Source organism: Arthrobacter sp. AG258 (genome assembly GCF_004364695.1).
Classification (GTDB): Bacteria; Actinomycetota; Actinomycetes; order Actinomycetales; family Micrococcaceae; genus Arthrobacter.
On sequence record NZ_SOBI01000002.1, the window covers coordinates 319,977 to 334,111 of the forward strand.

At 68.6% G+C, this 14,135-nt stretch carries 14 protein-coding genes; 7 read left to right on the forward strand and 7 right to left on the reverse strand.

All coding sequences use genetic code 11. From position 1 onward, the window contains the following. Window positions 1-180 precede the first annotated feature (180 nt). Entirely contained in the window at window positions 181-1,290 is a 1,110-nt protein-coding gene (locus DFO47_RS04740) for an LLM class flavin-dependent oxidoreductase (RefSeq protein ID WP_133830876.1), read from the forward strand. Further along, complete coding sequence (locus DFO47_RS04745) at window positions 1,290-1,757, forward strand: MarR family transcriptional regulator (RefSeq protein WP_018760067.1); 468 nt, start codon at window positions 1,290-1,292, stop codon at window positions 1,755-1,757. Before DFO47_RS04740 ends, DFO47_RS04745 begins: the two co-directional genes overlap by 1 nt. Before the next feature lie 28 nt (window positions 1,758-1,785). Here DFO47_RS04745 and DFO47_RS04750 read toward each other — a convergent pair whose 3' ends face one another. Together DFO47_RS04750 and DFO47_RS04755 are read right to left on the reverse strand one after the other, a co-directional pair. After that, the gene (locus DFO47_RS04750; protein ID WP_133830877.1) at window positions 1,786-2,592 is read right to left on the reverse strand and encodes a transglutaminase family protein; all 807 of its coding nucleotides are present in this window, start codon (window positions 2,590-2,592) and stop codon (window positions 1,786-1,788) included. Between the two features lie 71 nt (window positions 2,593-2,663). After that, window positions 2,664-3,470 carry a hypothetical protein gene (locus DFO47_RS04755; protein ID WP_243835353.1) on the reverse strand — a complete coding sequence of 269 codons (807 nt, stop codon included), beginning with the start codon at window positions 3,468-3,470 and terminating at the stop codon, window positions 2,664-2,666. A 147-nt stretch (window positions 3,471-3,617) separates the two neighbouring features. Here DFO47_RS04755 and DFO47_RS04760 point away from each other — a divergent pair, with 147 nt between their 5' ends. Further along, window positions 3,618-4,280 carry a DUF1684 domain-containing protein gene (locus tag DFO47_RS04760; RefSeq protein WP_109045035.1) on the forward strand — a complete coding sequence of 221 codons (663 nt, stop codon included), beginning with the start codon at window positions 3,618-3,620 and terminating at the stop codon, window positions 4,278-4,280. A 100-nt stretch (window positions 4,281-4,380) separates the two neighbouring features. Beyond that, window positions 4,381-4,869 carry a GtrA family protein gene (locus tag DFO47_RS04765; RefSeq protein WP_018760071.1) on the forward strand — a complete coding sequence of 163 codons (489 nt, stop codon included), beginning with the start codon at window positions 4,381-4,383 and terminating at the stop codon, window positions 4,867-4,869. Between the two features lie 18 nt (window positions 4,870-4,887). On the opposite strand, the gene DFO47_RS04770 is transcribed toward DFO47_RS04765, so the two are convergent. Genes DFO47_RS04770 through DFO47_RS04790 form a run of 5 tightly spaced genes read right to left on the reverse strand, consistent with a single transcriptional unit; the run spans window position 4,888 to window position 10,757 of the window. Next, window positions 4,888-6,054: a cysteine desulfurase family protein gene (locus tag DFO47_RS04770; RefSeq protein WP_133830878.1), complete on the reverse strand. Its 1,167-nt coding sequence runs from the start codon at window positions 6,052-6,054 to the stop codon at window positions 4,888-4,890. A gap of 3 nt (window positions 6,055-6,057) precedes the next feature. Beyond that, window positions 6,058-6,972, reverse strand: a complete 915-nt coding sequence (gene nadC, locus DFO47_RS04775) for a carboxylating nicotinate-nucleotide diphosphorylase (RefSeq protein WP_133830879.1) — start codon at window positions 6,970-6,972, stop codon at window positions 6,058-6,060. Then, window positions 6,965-8,746 (reverse strand): L-aspartate oxidase, encoded by a 1,782-nt coding sequence (gene nadB, locus DFO47_RS04780; RefSeq protein ID WP_133830880.1) that lies wholly within the window; start codon window positions 8,744-8,746, stop codon window positions 6,965-6,967. Before nadB ends, nadC begins: the two co-directional genes overlap by 8 nt. Further along, window positions 8,746-10,050, reverse strand: a complete 1,305-nt coding sequence (gene nadA, locus DFO47_RS04785; RefSeq protein ID WP_018760075.1) for a quinolinate synthase NadA — start codon at window positions 10,048-10,050, stop codon at window positions 8,746-8,748. Before nadA ends, nadB begins: the two co-directional genes overlap by 1 nt. Next, window positions 10,047-10,757 (reverse strand): NUDIX domain-containing protein, encoded by a 711-nt coding sequence (locus DFO47_RS04790; protein ID WP_026264229.1) that lies wholly within the window; start codon window positions 10,755-10,757, stop codon window positions 10,047-10,049. The genes nadA and DFO47_RS04790 overlap by 4 nt, the downstream gene beginning before the upstream one ends. A gap of 277 nt (window positions 10,758-11,034) precedes the next feature. On the opposite strand from DFO47_RS04790, the gene DFO47_RS04795 reads away from it, so the two are divergent. From DFO47_RS04795 to DFO47_RS04805, 3 genes are all read left to right on the forward strand, one after another. Further along, the gene (locus DFO47_RS04795; protein ID WP_133830881.1) at window positions 11,035-12,432 is read left to right on the forward strand and encodes an amino acid permease; all 1,398 of its coding nucleotides are present in this window, start codon (window positions 11,035-11,037) and stop codon (window positions 12,430-12,432) included. A 79-nt stretch (window positions 12,433-12,511) separates the two neighbouring features. Continuing rightward, a complete protein-coding gene (locus tag DFO47_RS04800; protein ID WP_018760079.1) occupies window positions 12,512-13,339 on the forward strand; it encodes an alpha/beta fold hydrolase in 828 nt (275 codons plus the stop codon). Between the two features lie 68 nt (window positions 13,340-13,407). Beyond that, a complete protein-coding gene (locus DFO47_RS04805) occupies window positions 13,408-14,109 on the forward strand; it encodes a phosphoribosyltransferase family protein (RefSeq protein ID WP_133830882.1) in 702 nt (233 codons plus the stop codon). The last annotated feature ends 26 nt before the right edge of the window (window positions 14,110-14,135 follow it).

The following is a 14,135-nucleotide window of genomic DNA, read 5'->3' on the forward strand; positions in this document are numbered from 1 at the left end:
GTCCCTTCCTGATGCCCGTACCGCCCAGCGGTGCGGGCATCAGCTTTTGAATGCCCGCCTGCGAACGCACGCGGGAATATTCTCCGCGTCGGGGCGTTACAGGAGGCGATAGATGCAAATGCATCTAAATTGGTTTACACTTAAACCAAGCCGGAAAGTCCAGCAACGGAAGGGCACATCATGCAGATCGGTGTTTTCAGCGTCAGCGACATCACCACGGACCCCACAACGGGCCGCACCCCCACCGAGCACGAACGCATCAAGGCCTCGGTGGCCATCGCCAAGAAGGTCGAGGAGATCGGCATGGATGTCTACGCCCTGGGCGAGCACCACAACCGGCCCTTCTTCTCCTCCTCACCCACCACAACGCTGGCCTACATCGCAGCGCAGACCAACCGCATCATCCTCTCGACGGCCACCACGCTGATCACCACGAACGATCCCGTAAAAATCGCCGAAGACTTCGCCATGCTCCAGCACCTGTCCGATGGACGCGTGGACCTCGTCCTGGGCCGGGGCAACACCGCTCCCGTCTATCCCTGGTTCGGCAAGAACATCCAGGACGGCGTGGAGCTGGCCATCGAGAACTACAGCCTCCTGCGTAAACTCTGGGACGAGGACACCGTGAACTGGTCCGGCAAGTTCCGTACCCCTTTGCAGAACTTCACGTCCACGCCCCGGCCGCTGGACGGTGTGGCGCCCTTCGTGTGGCACGGCTCCATCCGGACGCCGCAGATCGCAGAGGTGGCCGCCTACTTCGGTGACGGTTTCTTCGCCAACAACATCTTCTGGCCCAAGGAGCACTACCAGCAGCTGATCGGGCTCTACCGCGAGCGTTACGAGCACTACGGCCACGGCACGGCAGACCAGGCGATCGTTGGCCTGGGCGGCCAGTTCTTCATGCGGAAGAACTCCCAGGACGCCGTAAAGGAGTTCCGCCCATACTTCGACAACGCTCCGGTGTATGGCCACGGACCTTCGCTGGAGGACTTCACCTCGCAGACTCCGCTGACCGTGGGCAGCCCGCAGGAAGTCATCGAGAAGACCCTGACCTTCCGCGAGTACTTCGGCGACTACCAGCGCCAGCTGTTCCTGATCGACCACGCCGGCTTGCCGCTGAAGACCGTGCTGGAGCAGCTGGACCTGTTCGGCGAGGAAGTCCTGCCTACGCTGCGTAAGGAATATGCAGTACGCAAGCCCGCACAGGTTCCCGAGCCGCCCACCCACGCCGGGCGGGTCGCCGCGCTGCTGGCCGCCCAGGACGCCGAAAAAGCCACCTCGGAGGCATGATGGCCGGGCAAGGATCCGACTCGCCGGTCCGGCTGGCGGCCGAAACCTGGGAGTCACTGTTCCGGGCGCAGGTTGCGGTGATGCGCAAGCTCCAGTCCGGGCCGGCGTTCCGGAAACTGGCACTGAACGAATATGACGTGCTGTTCACGCTCTCCCGCTGTCCCTCCGGCTGGCTGCGGCTCAACGAGCTCAACGACAACGTCCTGTTGAGCCAGTCCAGCCTCAGCAGGCTGGTGGAGCGGCTCGAGAAGCGCGGCCTGGTGGCACGGATGCCGGCGCCCGAGGACGGCCGCGGAGTGCTGCTCAAGCTCACGGACGAAGGGCGGGAGCTGCAGAAGGAGATCGGCCGCGAACACGTCCGCGACATCTCGGCACTGGTGGCTCCCGCGCTGACGGCGGCAGAGCAAAAGGAACTCAGGCGGCTCACCGACAAGCTGCGGGCCTCCTTGGGTACCCTTCCCCGGTAATCCCGACGCCGGGCAGCCGGGTCCGGCGTCAGCCCAGCGCCACCAGCCGGGTCGGGTCTTCAACCGGCAGCTCGCCGTTGACCACGGCCGTGATGCGCAGCTGGGTCAGGGTCAGGCTGCCGCCCACGGTGGACAGGAACGCCGTGTCCGACGAGTCCCGGCCCGCGGTGATCCGGAGCATTGATTCCCGCGGGGCAAGCCCCGTGGGGTCGATGACATGCCAGGCACCCTCCACGTAGGCTTCCGCCACCGCATGGAAATCCATGGGGCTGAGGCCTGGGGCGTAGACCGCCGCAAGGCGGGCGGGGATGTCCTTGGAACGGAGCAGGGCGATGGCCAGGTGCGCAAAGTCCCGGCACACGCCGCGGCGGCTCAGCAGGGTCTCCACTGCCCCGTCCGTGCCCCGGGAGGAACCGCTGATGTAGCGCAGCTCGCCGTTGACCCACTTCCGGACCGCATGCAGCAGGGCGGCCCCATGGATCCCGCCGAATTCGGCGTAGGCGGTGGGCAGCAGCCGGTCGGATTCCGCGTAGCGGCTGGGGCGGACGTAACGGATCCGGTCGGCCAGCTCCGCTTCTTCGGGAACGGCGCGTCCGGACACCGTGGCGGCATATTCCACGGCAACCTCGGTGGGTTCGTCGAACTCCATGTAGTGGAACCGGCCGCCGTGGTGGTCGGACACCTCCGTGAGCGGCACGTCCGCACCGCCGGCCGTGACGGACAAGGATTCCGCAAAGGACGAATAGCCGCTGTTCCTCGCCGCGGCAATGGCCATGGCCACTTTGGTATGGGCGGTGGTCCTGAAGGCCAGGCGTGCGGAAACAGAGCGTTCCATGTCTCTCCGGGGGTGTTGGGGGTGGACGGCAAGTCGCGGTCCCCGGCACCGGGTGAGTGCGGGCAGCGGGACTAGTTTTTGACCTTCAGCGACATTAGCATCCGCTGTACGTTGGCGAAGTCGGAACTGTCATTGACATACTGGGCGGCCTGGGCGAGGGTGTCGAACGGCATCGCCGGGGCCACTTTCTCGTCCGGCGCGAAGGCCTTCAACGACACCACGTCGCCAAACGAGTAGTCGCCTTTCCCAGCCGGTCCGCGCACCACGTTGCGCAGCTCGCACGCCTGCCCGTCGCTTCCGCCCACCAGGTTGGTGATGCCGTAGGAGCCAAAGTAGCGGTAGCCCTGGAGCACCCGGTAGACCATCCGGGGCGGGATGGTTCCTTCCCCGCCCTGGACGGCGAGGTCGAAGGGCACGCTGCTGATCACCGTGTAGGGGTGCCTGGCGTTGTCCGGGCAAGCGCCGGAAGACGGCGGCAGTCCCGTCCGCAGTGCGGCGACATACGTCCCGTCGGGCTTCTTGACCTCGATTTTCAGGCCGCCGGGGAGCACGCCTTCTTCCGGCGCCACCGACTGGGCGATCCAGTCCTGCGGCAGGTCGAAGCTCACGGTCTTCGCCGGGTCCGAGAAGGTCTTCCAGGAGGACGCCGTGGCGGCGCCCTGGGGTTCGGAGGGGGTGGCGGACGAAGGAGCGGAGGCGCTGCCTGACGCGCCCGGCGATGCCGTTGCCGCCCCAGATCCGGTGGTTCCCGAGGCGTCCGGCTGCGCCGTCCAGCCCGGTCCACTGCCGGCCTGGGGTCCCGAGCAGCCCGCCAGCAGGAGCGCGGCTGCCAGCAGGGACATCCGGGAAAGAACGGTCAATGGTGCCTTGCCTGTCATGGCAGCCAGCCTAACCGTGCCGTGCCGCCTTCCGTGGCTGGCGCGGCAGGTGTTTCCGGGCCGCCGACCGGTTCCACCACCCGGGCACCCGGCCTGCGTGTCGCCGTCGGACGTTACCTGCCTTGGCCGGGGACTAGGCTGGAGGCTATGGCGGAAGAGCAGCACGGCACAGCCGAAGAGAATCCTGCGGAAATGTCCGCCCTCGACATCGCCGACTGGCGGCTGAGGACCTTTGCCCTCTACGACAACGTCCGCAAAATCTCTGCGGAGGACCCGGCCGAGGCGCACTCGTACTGGCGCCACCAACGCGACCTCATGTTTGCCACCCACCCTGCGTCCGCGCTCACGGCAGCGGACAAGGCACGCTTCTCCGGGCTGAAGACAGCGGACTACGATCCGATCTACCGGTTCCACGTTCCGCTGACCAAGGAAGGCGCCGGCCGGCAGATGAGCGTGGACACCGGAACCGACGGCGTGGTCAATTTCGTGCGCCTGGGCACGTTCGACCTGCCCGAGATGGGCCAGCTTGGGGTCTGGAAGATCCACGGCTACGGCGGCGGCATCTTCGTCCCGTTCCGGGATGCGACTGCCGGCCAGCCCGGTGGAACGTACGGGGCCGGCCGCTACCTGCTGGACACCATCAAGGGCGCGTTCCATGGTGTGCAGGGCACCGGCCCGGACGCCATGTTCGTTATCGACTTCAACTTCGCCTATAACCCCTCCTGCGCCTACAACGAGGCCTGGGCCTGCCCGCTGCCCGGGCCGTCCAACCGGCTGGCAGTGGAAATTCCCGTAGGAGAGCTGTACTGACCATGGTTTGCTCCCCCACGTACATGCGGCATGCCCTGTTCCCGCTGGACAGCCCGCGGTCCCCGGAACCCGGCGCCAACAGCGCCCCCGGTGGGACCGCGTGAGGGACGGTACATCCGCACCCGCCGTCCAGGAGACGCCAACCCGCCGTCTTCCCGCCACCAGGCACTACCGCGGAGTCCTGCGCTTCCCGGTCATCCGGCAACTGCTCCGCTTCACAGGGGTCGGCATCATCTGCACCGCCGCCTCACTTGGGCTGTACGCTCTGCTGCGTCCGTGGCTGGGCGCGCAGTTGGCCAATGCGGTGGCCCTGGTCCTCACGTCGCTGTTGAACACGGCCTTGAACCGGCGGCTGACGTTCAAGATTGCCGGTGGACAGCGGCGCACCCGCGACCACCTCAACGGCCTGGTGGTGATCGTCGTGGCACTGGTAATCACGGGCAGCAGCCTGGGCGTGCTGCACTGGTTCAACCCGGACGCCACCGTGGGGGACGAACTGGTGGCAACCACCCTGTCCGGCTTCCTGGCCACCGCCGTCCGGTTCAGCATGCTGCGGCACTGGATCTTCCGCCGCGCACGGCACCGCTGACCCGATGGCACGAATCCGCTAGCGTCCCTGGCCCGCGCCGAGGTTTTTGACACTGGCGACGGCGCCCCTGACGGCTGCGGCGGCCTGGTCCAGTTCCTGGGGGGTTACCGATGCGTCGAAACTGAAGCGGACGGCGGTCTGGGCAAGCTCTGCGGAGAGTCCCAGGGCAGTGAGGACCGGCGAGGGAGCATCGGAGCCGGTGGCGCAGGCCGAACCGCTGGAGCACACCACGCCGCGGCGTTCCAGCTCCAGGAGGACGGATTCGCCGCTGGTGCCCGGGAAGCAGAATGATGCCACCGACGGCAGCCGTTCGGCGGGATGGCCGGTGAGGACGGCGTCCGGCACGGCGTCCAGCACCGCTGCGATGAACCGGTCGCGCAGGGCAGCCACCCTCTCCCGTTGCTTTTGTTGTCCCGCTTGGGCCAGGGCGAGCGCTGTGGCCAGGCCCACCGCACCGGCCACGTTCTCCGTGCCTGAACGGCGTCCGCGCTCTTGGCCCCCGCCGTGGACCACCGGTTCGAGCCTGGTGCGGCTGCGGACGTAGAGCATCCCGCACCCTTTGGGAGCACCCAGCTTGTGCCCCGAGATGCTCATTGCGTCCACACCCAGGGCCTTGGTGTCCAGCGGCAGCCAGCCGGCTGCCTGGACGGCATCGGTGTGGAACGGGATGCCCTGGCTGCGGGCCAGTTCCGCCAAGGCCTTGATGGGCTGCACGGTACCGACCTCGTTGTTGGCGTACATGACGCTGACCAGGGCTGTTCGCAGTCCGAGCAGCGCGGCGAGGGCATCCGGGCTGACCCGGCCGGACGTGTCCACCGGCACCACGTCCACCGTAAACCCGTGGAACCGCTCAAGGTAACGGGCGGATTCTTCCACGGCGGGGTGCTCGACGGCGCTGATCACCACCCGGTCCAGTCGCGGGTTTGCGGCCTGCCGGGCGAGCGCGATTCCTTTGACTGCAAGGTTGTCCGCTTCCGTCCCGCCGGAGGTGAAGACCACTTCCCCCGGACGGCAGCCCAGGACGGCGGCCGCGGCGGACCGTGCCCCGGCCAGTGCCGCCGCCGCAGCCTCGCCGAGCGTGTGGTGGCTGGAGGGGTTCCCGAACCCGCCGGTGAGGTACGGCCACATGGCGTCCAGCACCTCGCGGCGGACGGGCGTGGTGGCGGCGGCATCAAGGAAGATCACGGGTCACCCGGCAGTCAGTTCGACGTCCAGGCCCAGGTCCAGGGCGGCCACGGTGTGCGTGAGGGCCCCCACCGAGATGACGTCCACGCCGGTGGCGGCGATCGCCGCGACAGTCTCGAGGTTGACGTTGCCGCTGGCCTCCACCAGGGCACGTCCGGCAACCAGGGCCACTCCGGCCTGCAGTTCCGGCACCGTGAAGTTGTCCAGCATGATGGTGTCCACCCCTGCCGCGAGGACGGGTTCGATCTGGTCCATCCGGTCGACTTCCACTTCGAAGTGGGTGGTGTGTCCCAGCTGTGCCTTGGCTGCCAGCAGGAGCCCGGTGAGTTTGGCAGGGTCTCCGCCCGTCATCACGGCCAGGTGGTTGTCCTTGGCCAGGACGGCGTCCGAGAGGCTGTACCGGTGGTTGGAGCCGCCGCCGCACCGGACGGCGAATCGTTCCAGGACGCGCAGGCCGGGGGTGGTCTTGCGGGTGTCGGTGATGCGGGCGCGGGTGCCTTCCGTGAGCCGGACGAACCCGGCGGTCTTGGTGGCGATCGCGGACATCCGCTGGACCAGGTTGAGCGCCACGCGTTCGGCCAGCAGCACCGAACGCGCTGATCCGCTGACCCGGGCCAGGTGGGTGCCGGCGTCGAACGCCTGGCCGTCCGCCAGGAGCAGTTCCACCCGGGTGGCAGGGTCTACGAGCTCCATGGCGTCCCGGAAGACGGTGGCGCCGCTGAGGATGCCGGGGACGCGGGCGTTGAGGATGGCGGTGGCGCGCGCTCCGGCGGGGATCAGGAGTTGGGAGGTGATGTCCCCGGAGGGTGCGTCCTCGGCGAAGGCCCGTTCCAGGATCTCCCGTACGGGGGCCGCCGGAAGGGTCAGGTCGAGGGGACGCACGGCAGGGGCGTGGTCGATTACGGCGGGTTCAGTCATGGAGCAGGCTCGCTTTCGGGCGCGGAGGGCAGGTGTTCTCAGGTTCGGCGGCTTCATCGCTGCGGTAGTGGGCGCCCAGCGATTCGGTGCGGTCCAGCGCGGCACCCACCAGCAGCCGTGCGGCCAGCAGAAGGTTCCGGTCCTCAGGCACCACGGGGTCAGCAGAGGCGGAGCCGGCATCAGGACGGACGACGGCGGCCCAGGACTCGAGCGTGGCGGCAGCCTCCCGCAACAGATGCCCGGAGCGCAGCACGCCGGCATGGGACGTCATGAGGCGGCGAAGAGCGCCCCGCGAAAAGGGTTCCCCCACCTCCCCAGCCCCGCCGAAGCCGGACGGCCTATTTCCGCCTGGCCCACCTGAGCGATCCGCCGTTGGCCCTTCCAAAGTGGCACCCATACCGGACCGAAGCTCGGCGCCTGGGGGTGCTCCGGAAGCGAGCGTCAAGGGGAGGCCGCCCGCGGCCGAGACAGCGAGCGGAGGAGCGCCGTCAGGCGCCACCCAAGCCCCGTCGTCGTGGTCACCGAAGAGGAAGTCTTCAACAGCGCGGCGGCCGAAGACGAGTCCCTCAAGGAGCGAGTTGGACGCCAGCCGGTTAGCACCTTGGACGCCCGTGCACGCAACCTCGCCGGCGGCGTAGAGGCCGGGGACACTGGTGCGGGCGTAGAGGTCGGTGGCCACCCCGCCCATCCAGTAGTGGGCAGCGGGGGCGACGGGGACCAGTTCGCGGGTCCAATCGATGCCGGCCTCAAGGGTTTTCCTGGTGAGGGTGGGGAACCGCCGGCGGAGGAAGCCCTCGCCCTTGGCCTGCTCGATGGCGCGGGCGTCAAGGTAGACGTGGCCGTTGGCGTCGCCGAGCTTGGCCAGGTGCAGGGCGATGCTGCGGGAAACGACGTCACGGGGCGCGAGCTCGGCGTCGGGATGGTAGGCCTGCATGAAGCGCCTGCCTCCGGCGTCCAGCAAGATGGCCCCTTCGCCGCGGACCGCCTCGGAGATCAGCAGCGGACCGTCCAGCCGGCCGGGGTGGGCGGTGGCGGAACTGACGAGGCAGGTGGGGTGGAACTGGAAGAATTCGAGATCTTTCACGGCTGCGCCGGCGCGGACGGCGAGCGCCAGCCCGTCCGCCGTGGCCACGGCCGGGTTGGTGGTTTGGGCGAACAGCTGGCCTGCTCCCCCGCTGGCCAGCAGCACGGCATCGGCCGCCAGGACGGCCGGCCGGCCCGCCTGGAGGTATTCGACTCCGCTGACGCTGCCGCTTGAGATGACCAGGGCGGTTGCCTGGGCTTGGGAAAGAATGCGGAGCGTGCCCCGGTCACGCCGGTCCCGGACCGCCTGGATGAGCGCAGCGGCCACCCGCGCACCCGTGGCGTCCCCGCCCGCATGCAGGATGCGCGGGGCACTGTGTGCGGCTTCGAGCCCAAGCGCCGGGCCGTCGTCGTGCGCGGCGTCAAAGCGGACACCGTACCGCTGGAGCCCGGCGATGTCCCCGCGCGCCTGGGTGCACATCAGCCGGACGGCGGCCTCGTTGCAGTGCCCTGCCCCGGCGCGGAGGGTGTCGGCGATATGCGCGGCAACGGTGTCCCCGGGCGACGGTTCGGCGAGCACCGCCGAGATACCGCCCTGGGCGTACCAGGTGTTGCTGTCTTCCAGGGCGCCTTTGGTCAGCAGCACCACGTCCGTACCGGCGTCGGCGGCGAGCAGCGCAGCGTAGAGGCCGGCGATGCCGCTTCCCACGACGGCGAGGCGACCCGCAGGCGTGCCGGGCTCGCGGGTCATTACGGCCTCGCAGCGAGCATGCGCTCGAGTGCCGTCCTGGCGTTGGCCTGCACATCCTCGTCCACGGTGATGCGGTTGACGATTCGGCCGGCGACCAGTTCCTCCAGGACCCAGGCTAGGTAGCCGGGGTGGATGCGGTACATGGTGGAGCAGGGGCAGATCACCGGGTCCAGGCAGAAGATGGTGTGCTGCGGGTATTCGGCGGCGAGACGGTTCACCATGTTGATTTCGGTGCCAATGGCGAACGTGGTGGGCTCGGTGGCGGCCGCGATGGCTTTCTTGATGAAGTCGGTGGAGCCGGCTGAATCGGCGGCGTCCACCACCTCCATGGGGCATTCGGGGTGCACGATGACCTGCACGCCCGGGAAGTCGGCCCGGGCCTTTTCGATCTGCGCCACGTTGAACCGCTTGTGCACGGAGCAGAAGCCGTGCCAGAGGATCACCCGGGAATCGAGCAGTGCCTGTTCGTCGTTGCCGCCGAGGTCCTTGCGCGGGTTCCACATGGGCATCTGGTCCAGGGGAACGCCGAGCGCCTTGGCGGTGTTGCGGCCCAGGTGCTGGTCGGGGAAGAACAGCACCCGCTGCCCGCGCTGGAACGCCCACTCCAGGACGGTCCTGGCGTTGGAGGAGGTGCAGACGATGCCGCCGTGTTCGCCGCAGAACGCTTTCAGGGCTGCGGAGGAATTCATATAGGTGACGGGGATGACCGGAACCCGGCCCTCGGCGTCGGGCTCGGTGCCGAAAATTTCTGCCAGCTGCTCCCAGCATTCCTCCACGGAGTCTTCGTCCGCCATGTCCGCCATGGAGCAGCCGGCCGCGAGGTTGGGCAGGATGACGGCCTGTTCCGGGGTGGACAGGATGTCCGCCGTCTCGGCCATGAAGTGGACCCCGCAGAAGATGATCGCTTCCGCCTCCGGCCGGGTCAGGGCTGCGTTGGCGAGCTGGAACGAGTCACCCACGAAATCGGCGTACTGGACCACCTCGTCGCGCTGGTAGAAGTGGCCCAGGATGACGGCACGCTCACCCAGGGTGGCTTTGGCCGCCCTGATCCGTTCACCCAGTTCGGCATCGCCGGCCAGCTTGTATTCCTCCGGCAGCTGGCCCTGGCGTGGCGTGGAAGCGGGAGCGGGGTCGGCGCTTGATGCGCCCGGGCCGTATGCCGGGATGCCTGCAAGCGCCTCGGCCAGGTCGTAGTCCCAGGGACCTTTCGCCAGTGCCGGGCTGCAAGTGCTGCGGTCCGCGGCGGCGCCCTTTTCGGCTTGTTCGCGCGTGATCAGCTGGATTGCCGTATTGACGCTGCTCATGGTGTGCTCCTGTTGTCTGGGTCAAGGCCTGGCCGGCCGGTGTAGCGGTAGAGGCGTGGCGGACGGTGCTTGCCGCCCTGGAGGTATTCCCCGGTTTCTTCGATTTCCGGGGTGGACTTGAGTTGGCGGCGGAAGTTGGCAGGATCCAGCTGGCGGTCCAGGACGGCTTCGTAGACTTCGCGGACCTGGGCCAGGGTGAAGTACTCCCCCAGCAGGTGGTAGGCAATGGAGCCGTAGGCGAGCTTGTTGCGCAGGCGCCAGAGGGCGTAGTCGACGATCGCGTTGTGGTCGAAGGCCAAGTCCCCCAGGCGGTCGGCCCGGAACCACCTGACGTTCTCGGACTCGTCCGCGAGCGCCGCTTCCGTGGGCTGGACCAGGGCCCAGTAGACGATCGAAACCACGCGCTGGGTGGGTGAGCGGTGCAGGCCGCCGAACGCATACAACTGCTCGAGGTAGCTGGGGCTCAGTCCCGTGGTTTCCCGGAGGTTCCTGGATGCGGCGTCCTGCAGCGACTCGTCGTGGCTCAGGGGCCCGCCCGGCAGCGCCCACAGGCCTTTGAAAGGTTCCCTGATCCGCCGGACCAGCGGCAGCCACAAGGTGGGACGGCCCGAGGTGGCGCTCGGGCGCAGGGCGAAGATCACCGTGGAAATGGCGAGCGACGGCGGCGCGGCCTGCCGCTCGGACACGTTGGCTGAGCTGTAGTACACCGTCACACCCCCTTCCACCACCCCGCCCTCGAGGCCCGAAATCCTAGTTATGGTCACTTTGACCAAAACTAATTTTACGGCCAGCCCGACGGAAAAGGAAATGTTTCCGCGCCGGCAGCCCAGGCGCCGCCGCGTCCCCGGGAAGCCGCAACCTGGTGCAGGGACGGGGCGCGCGTTTTTGGCCGGCTGCCGGAAGCGGTAAATTCAAGTGGTCCCAAAAGGACCTCCGGCCCACGGGACCGGACCCCGAACCAACCCCAAGAAGGTTTACCGCCCCATGACGATGAAGTCCGCCCCGACCACATCCACCACAGCGCCATCCAAGGCTCCGGCAGGCCACAGCATGAAGCCGCGCCAGCTCACCATGATGGGGCTGGGCAGCGCCATCGGTGCCGGATTGTTCCTGGGATCGGGCGCCGGCGTGCAGGCGGCCGGCCCGGCGGTCCTCATCTCCTACCTGGTGGCGGGGACCCTCATCATCCTGGTGATGTGGGCCCTGGGTGAGATGGCAGCCGCGAACCCGAACAGCGGAGCGTTCTCGGTCTACGCCGCACGCGCCCTGGGCCGCACCGCGGGAGCCACCATCGGGTGGCTTTGGTGGCTGCAGCTGGTGGTGGTGATCGCGGCCGAAGCCCTGGGCGCGGCCGGCCTGCTGTTCTCCGTCTGGCCCGTGGTGCCGGTCTGGGCGCTGGCACTGCTGTTCATGGTGGTCTTCACCGGAATCAACCTGGCCGGCGTCCGGAACTTCGGCGAGTTCGAGTTCTGGTTCGCCATCCTCAAGGTGGCCGTCATCGTCCTGTTCCTGGCGGTCGGCGCCACCTTGCTCCTGGGCCTGCTGCCAGGCGTCGAGTCCCCCGGCGCGTCAAACCTCACCACCAACTTTGCCCCGCAGGGACTGGGCGGGGTGGCGTCGGCCCTCTTCGTGGTGATCTTCGCGTTCGGAGGCACGGAAATCGTCTCCGTCGCCGCGGCCGAAACCGAGGATCCCCAGCGCAGCGTCGGCAAAGCCATCCGGACCGTGGTGTGGCGGATCCTGGTGTTCTACATCGGCTCGGTCTTCGTCATCGCCGCGGTCCTTCCGGCCACGTCCGCGGGCCTTGCCTCGCCTTTCGCCGGAGTGCTCGACGCCGCCCGGATCCCCGGCGCGTCCACCGCCATCACCCTGGTGGCCGTCGTCGCGCTCCTCTCGGCACTGAACGCGAACCTCTATGGCGCCTCTCGCATGGCGTACTCGCTGGCGCGGCGGGGCGAGGCGCCGCACCTCCTTGCCCGACTCAACGCCGCCGGCGTCCCCATGCTTGCCGTTACGGTCTCCGTGGCCTTCGGCTTCATCGCCACTGTGCTGGAGCTGCTGTTCCCGGAACGGGTCCTGCCCGCGCTGTTCCAGCTGGTGGGCTCTACCTGCCTGGTGGTGTGGGGCAGCGCGCTGGTGTCCCAGCTGATCCTGCGGCGCCGCGCCGACCGGGACGGGGCAGCGCTGCCGCTGCGGATGAAGGGATTCCCGGGCTTGACCATCCTGGGACTGGTCCTGCTGGGCCTGATCTTCGCCGTCGGCTTCAGCGCCGAGGCCAGCCGGGCCCAGCTCCTGGGCACCTTGGCCCTGATCACCGGCATCGCGCTGGCCTGCGCTGCAGCCGCCCGGCTCACCAGCCGGAACGGTGCTGCCAGCAGGTAGAGTGAAACTACCTTTCCAAGGAAGACGCACCGACGCGCCGGGTCCGCCTGGGCGCCGTACCTGATGAGGAACTGACAGCATGAGCGGCAGGCACACCGGACAGCAGCAGGCGCACACGGTCGAGGGCACCGACCCGCAACTCTTCGTGGCGGTGCACGAGCCGGCGGAGGACGCCGGGCTCCGGCCGGTGCTCCTGCTGCACGGGTTCTCCTCCTCGTCCAAACTCAACTGGGAGGACACAGGCTGGGTGGCCGCCCTGCTGGAGGCCGGGCGCCGGGTCGTCACCGTGGACCTTCCCGGCCATGGCCGCAGCGGCGCCCCGGAAGACCGGGACTCATACTCCCCCAGCAGGATCAGGGCGGACTTGCTTCAGGCAGCGTTCGACGCCGGTGCGCGGCCGCTGCACGACGGCGATCCTTCCAGCGGCCTGGACGTGGTGGGATATTCCCTGGGTTCCCGGCTCGCCTGGGAGTTCGCCGCAACCCAGCCGGAACTCGTCCACAGGCTGGTGCTGGGCGGACCCAACAATACCGACCCGCTGGCAGCCTTCGATCTGCGGGCCGCGCAGGACTACCTGGCGGACGGCACGCCGATCGCTGACGAATCGACGGCCCAGCTGCTGAAGATGGCGCTGCTGCTGCCGAGCAACAACATCTTCGCGTTGTTGTCGCTCGTGGAAGCCATCAAGGCGGAGCCCTACGACCCCGCCGAAGCGGTGCCCCACGTACCCATGCTCCTGGTTGCCGGGGACAAGGACGAACGGGCCGGCACGCTGCCCCACCTCGCCGAACTGGCGCGCGGAGCCGGGTCCATGGCCGAGCAGCTGCTCCTGCCGGGCCGGAACCACACCAACGCCATCACCAGCAGGGCCTTCAAGCAGGCCGCCATTTCCTTCCTGGGTGTGTAGCCACCGGCGGCACCCGGCCGCCCCACGGGCTTTCGTTCACACCGGGCCTGGCCCGCGGGGAGGGACAGATGCCGACGCGTTTTGAAGACCGCACGGAAGCGGGGGTGCGCCTGGCTGCCGCGCTTTCAGCGTTCCAGGAGCGGCCCGGTACCGTGGTCCTTGGCCTTGCCCGCGGCGGCATCCCGGTAGCGGCGGCCACAGCACGTGCCCTCCATCTTCCCTTGGGTGCTGTCCTGGTGCGGAAGCTGGGGATCCCCGGCTATGAAGAAACCGCCTACGGTGCCCTGGCCTGGACATCCGGAAGGATCGTCCGGCTGATCAACAAGCCCCTGCGGGAGCGGGTCCTCCAGCACGGCGTTCGCCGGGAGTGGCTGGATGGCGTGGAGGACCGCGAACGCAGCGAAATCCTGCGCCGGGCTGCCCTGTATCCGGGAACCGGCCTGGACCTGGCCGGCAAGGCCGTCCTGCTCGTGGATGACGGCCTGGCCACCGGCGCCACCATGCGGGCCGCCGTCGAGGCCGTGCGCGCCGGCGGTGCGGCAACCGTGGTGGCCGCAGCTCCGGTGGGTTCCGTTGACGCCGAGGCCTCGCTGGAGCGCGTGTGCGACGCCGTCATATGCCTGCACCTGCCGGGAAAGTTCCGGGCCGTGGGCAGCTTCTACCGGCACTTCGGGCAGCTGACCGACGACGACGCCATCACCGCGCTGCGGCAGGGACCGCCGCTGCCGCACGCCGCAGGCCCGGAGCAAAGTCCGGGCCTGCGGAGCTGAGGACCGGCGAGCCGGCCACGCAACAG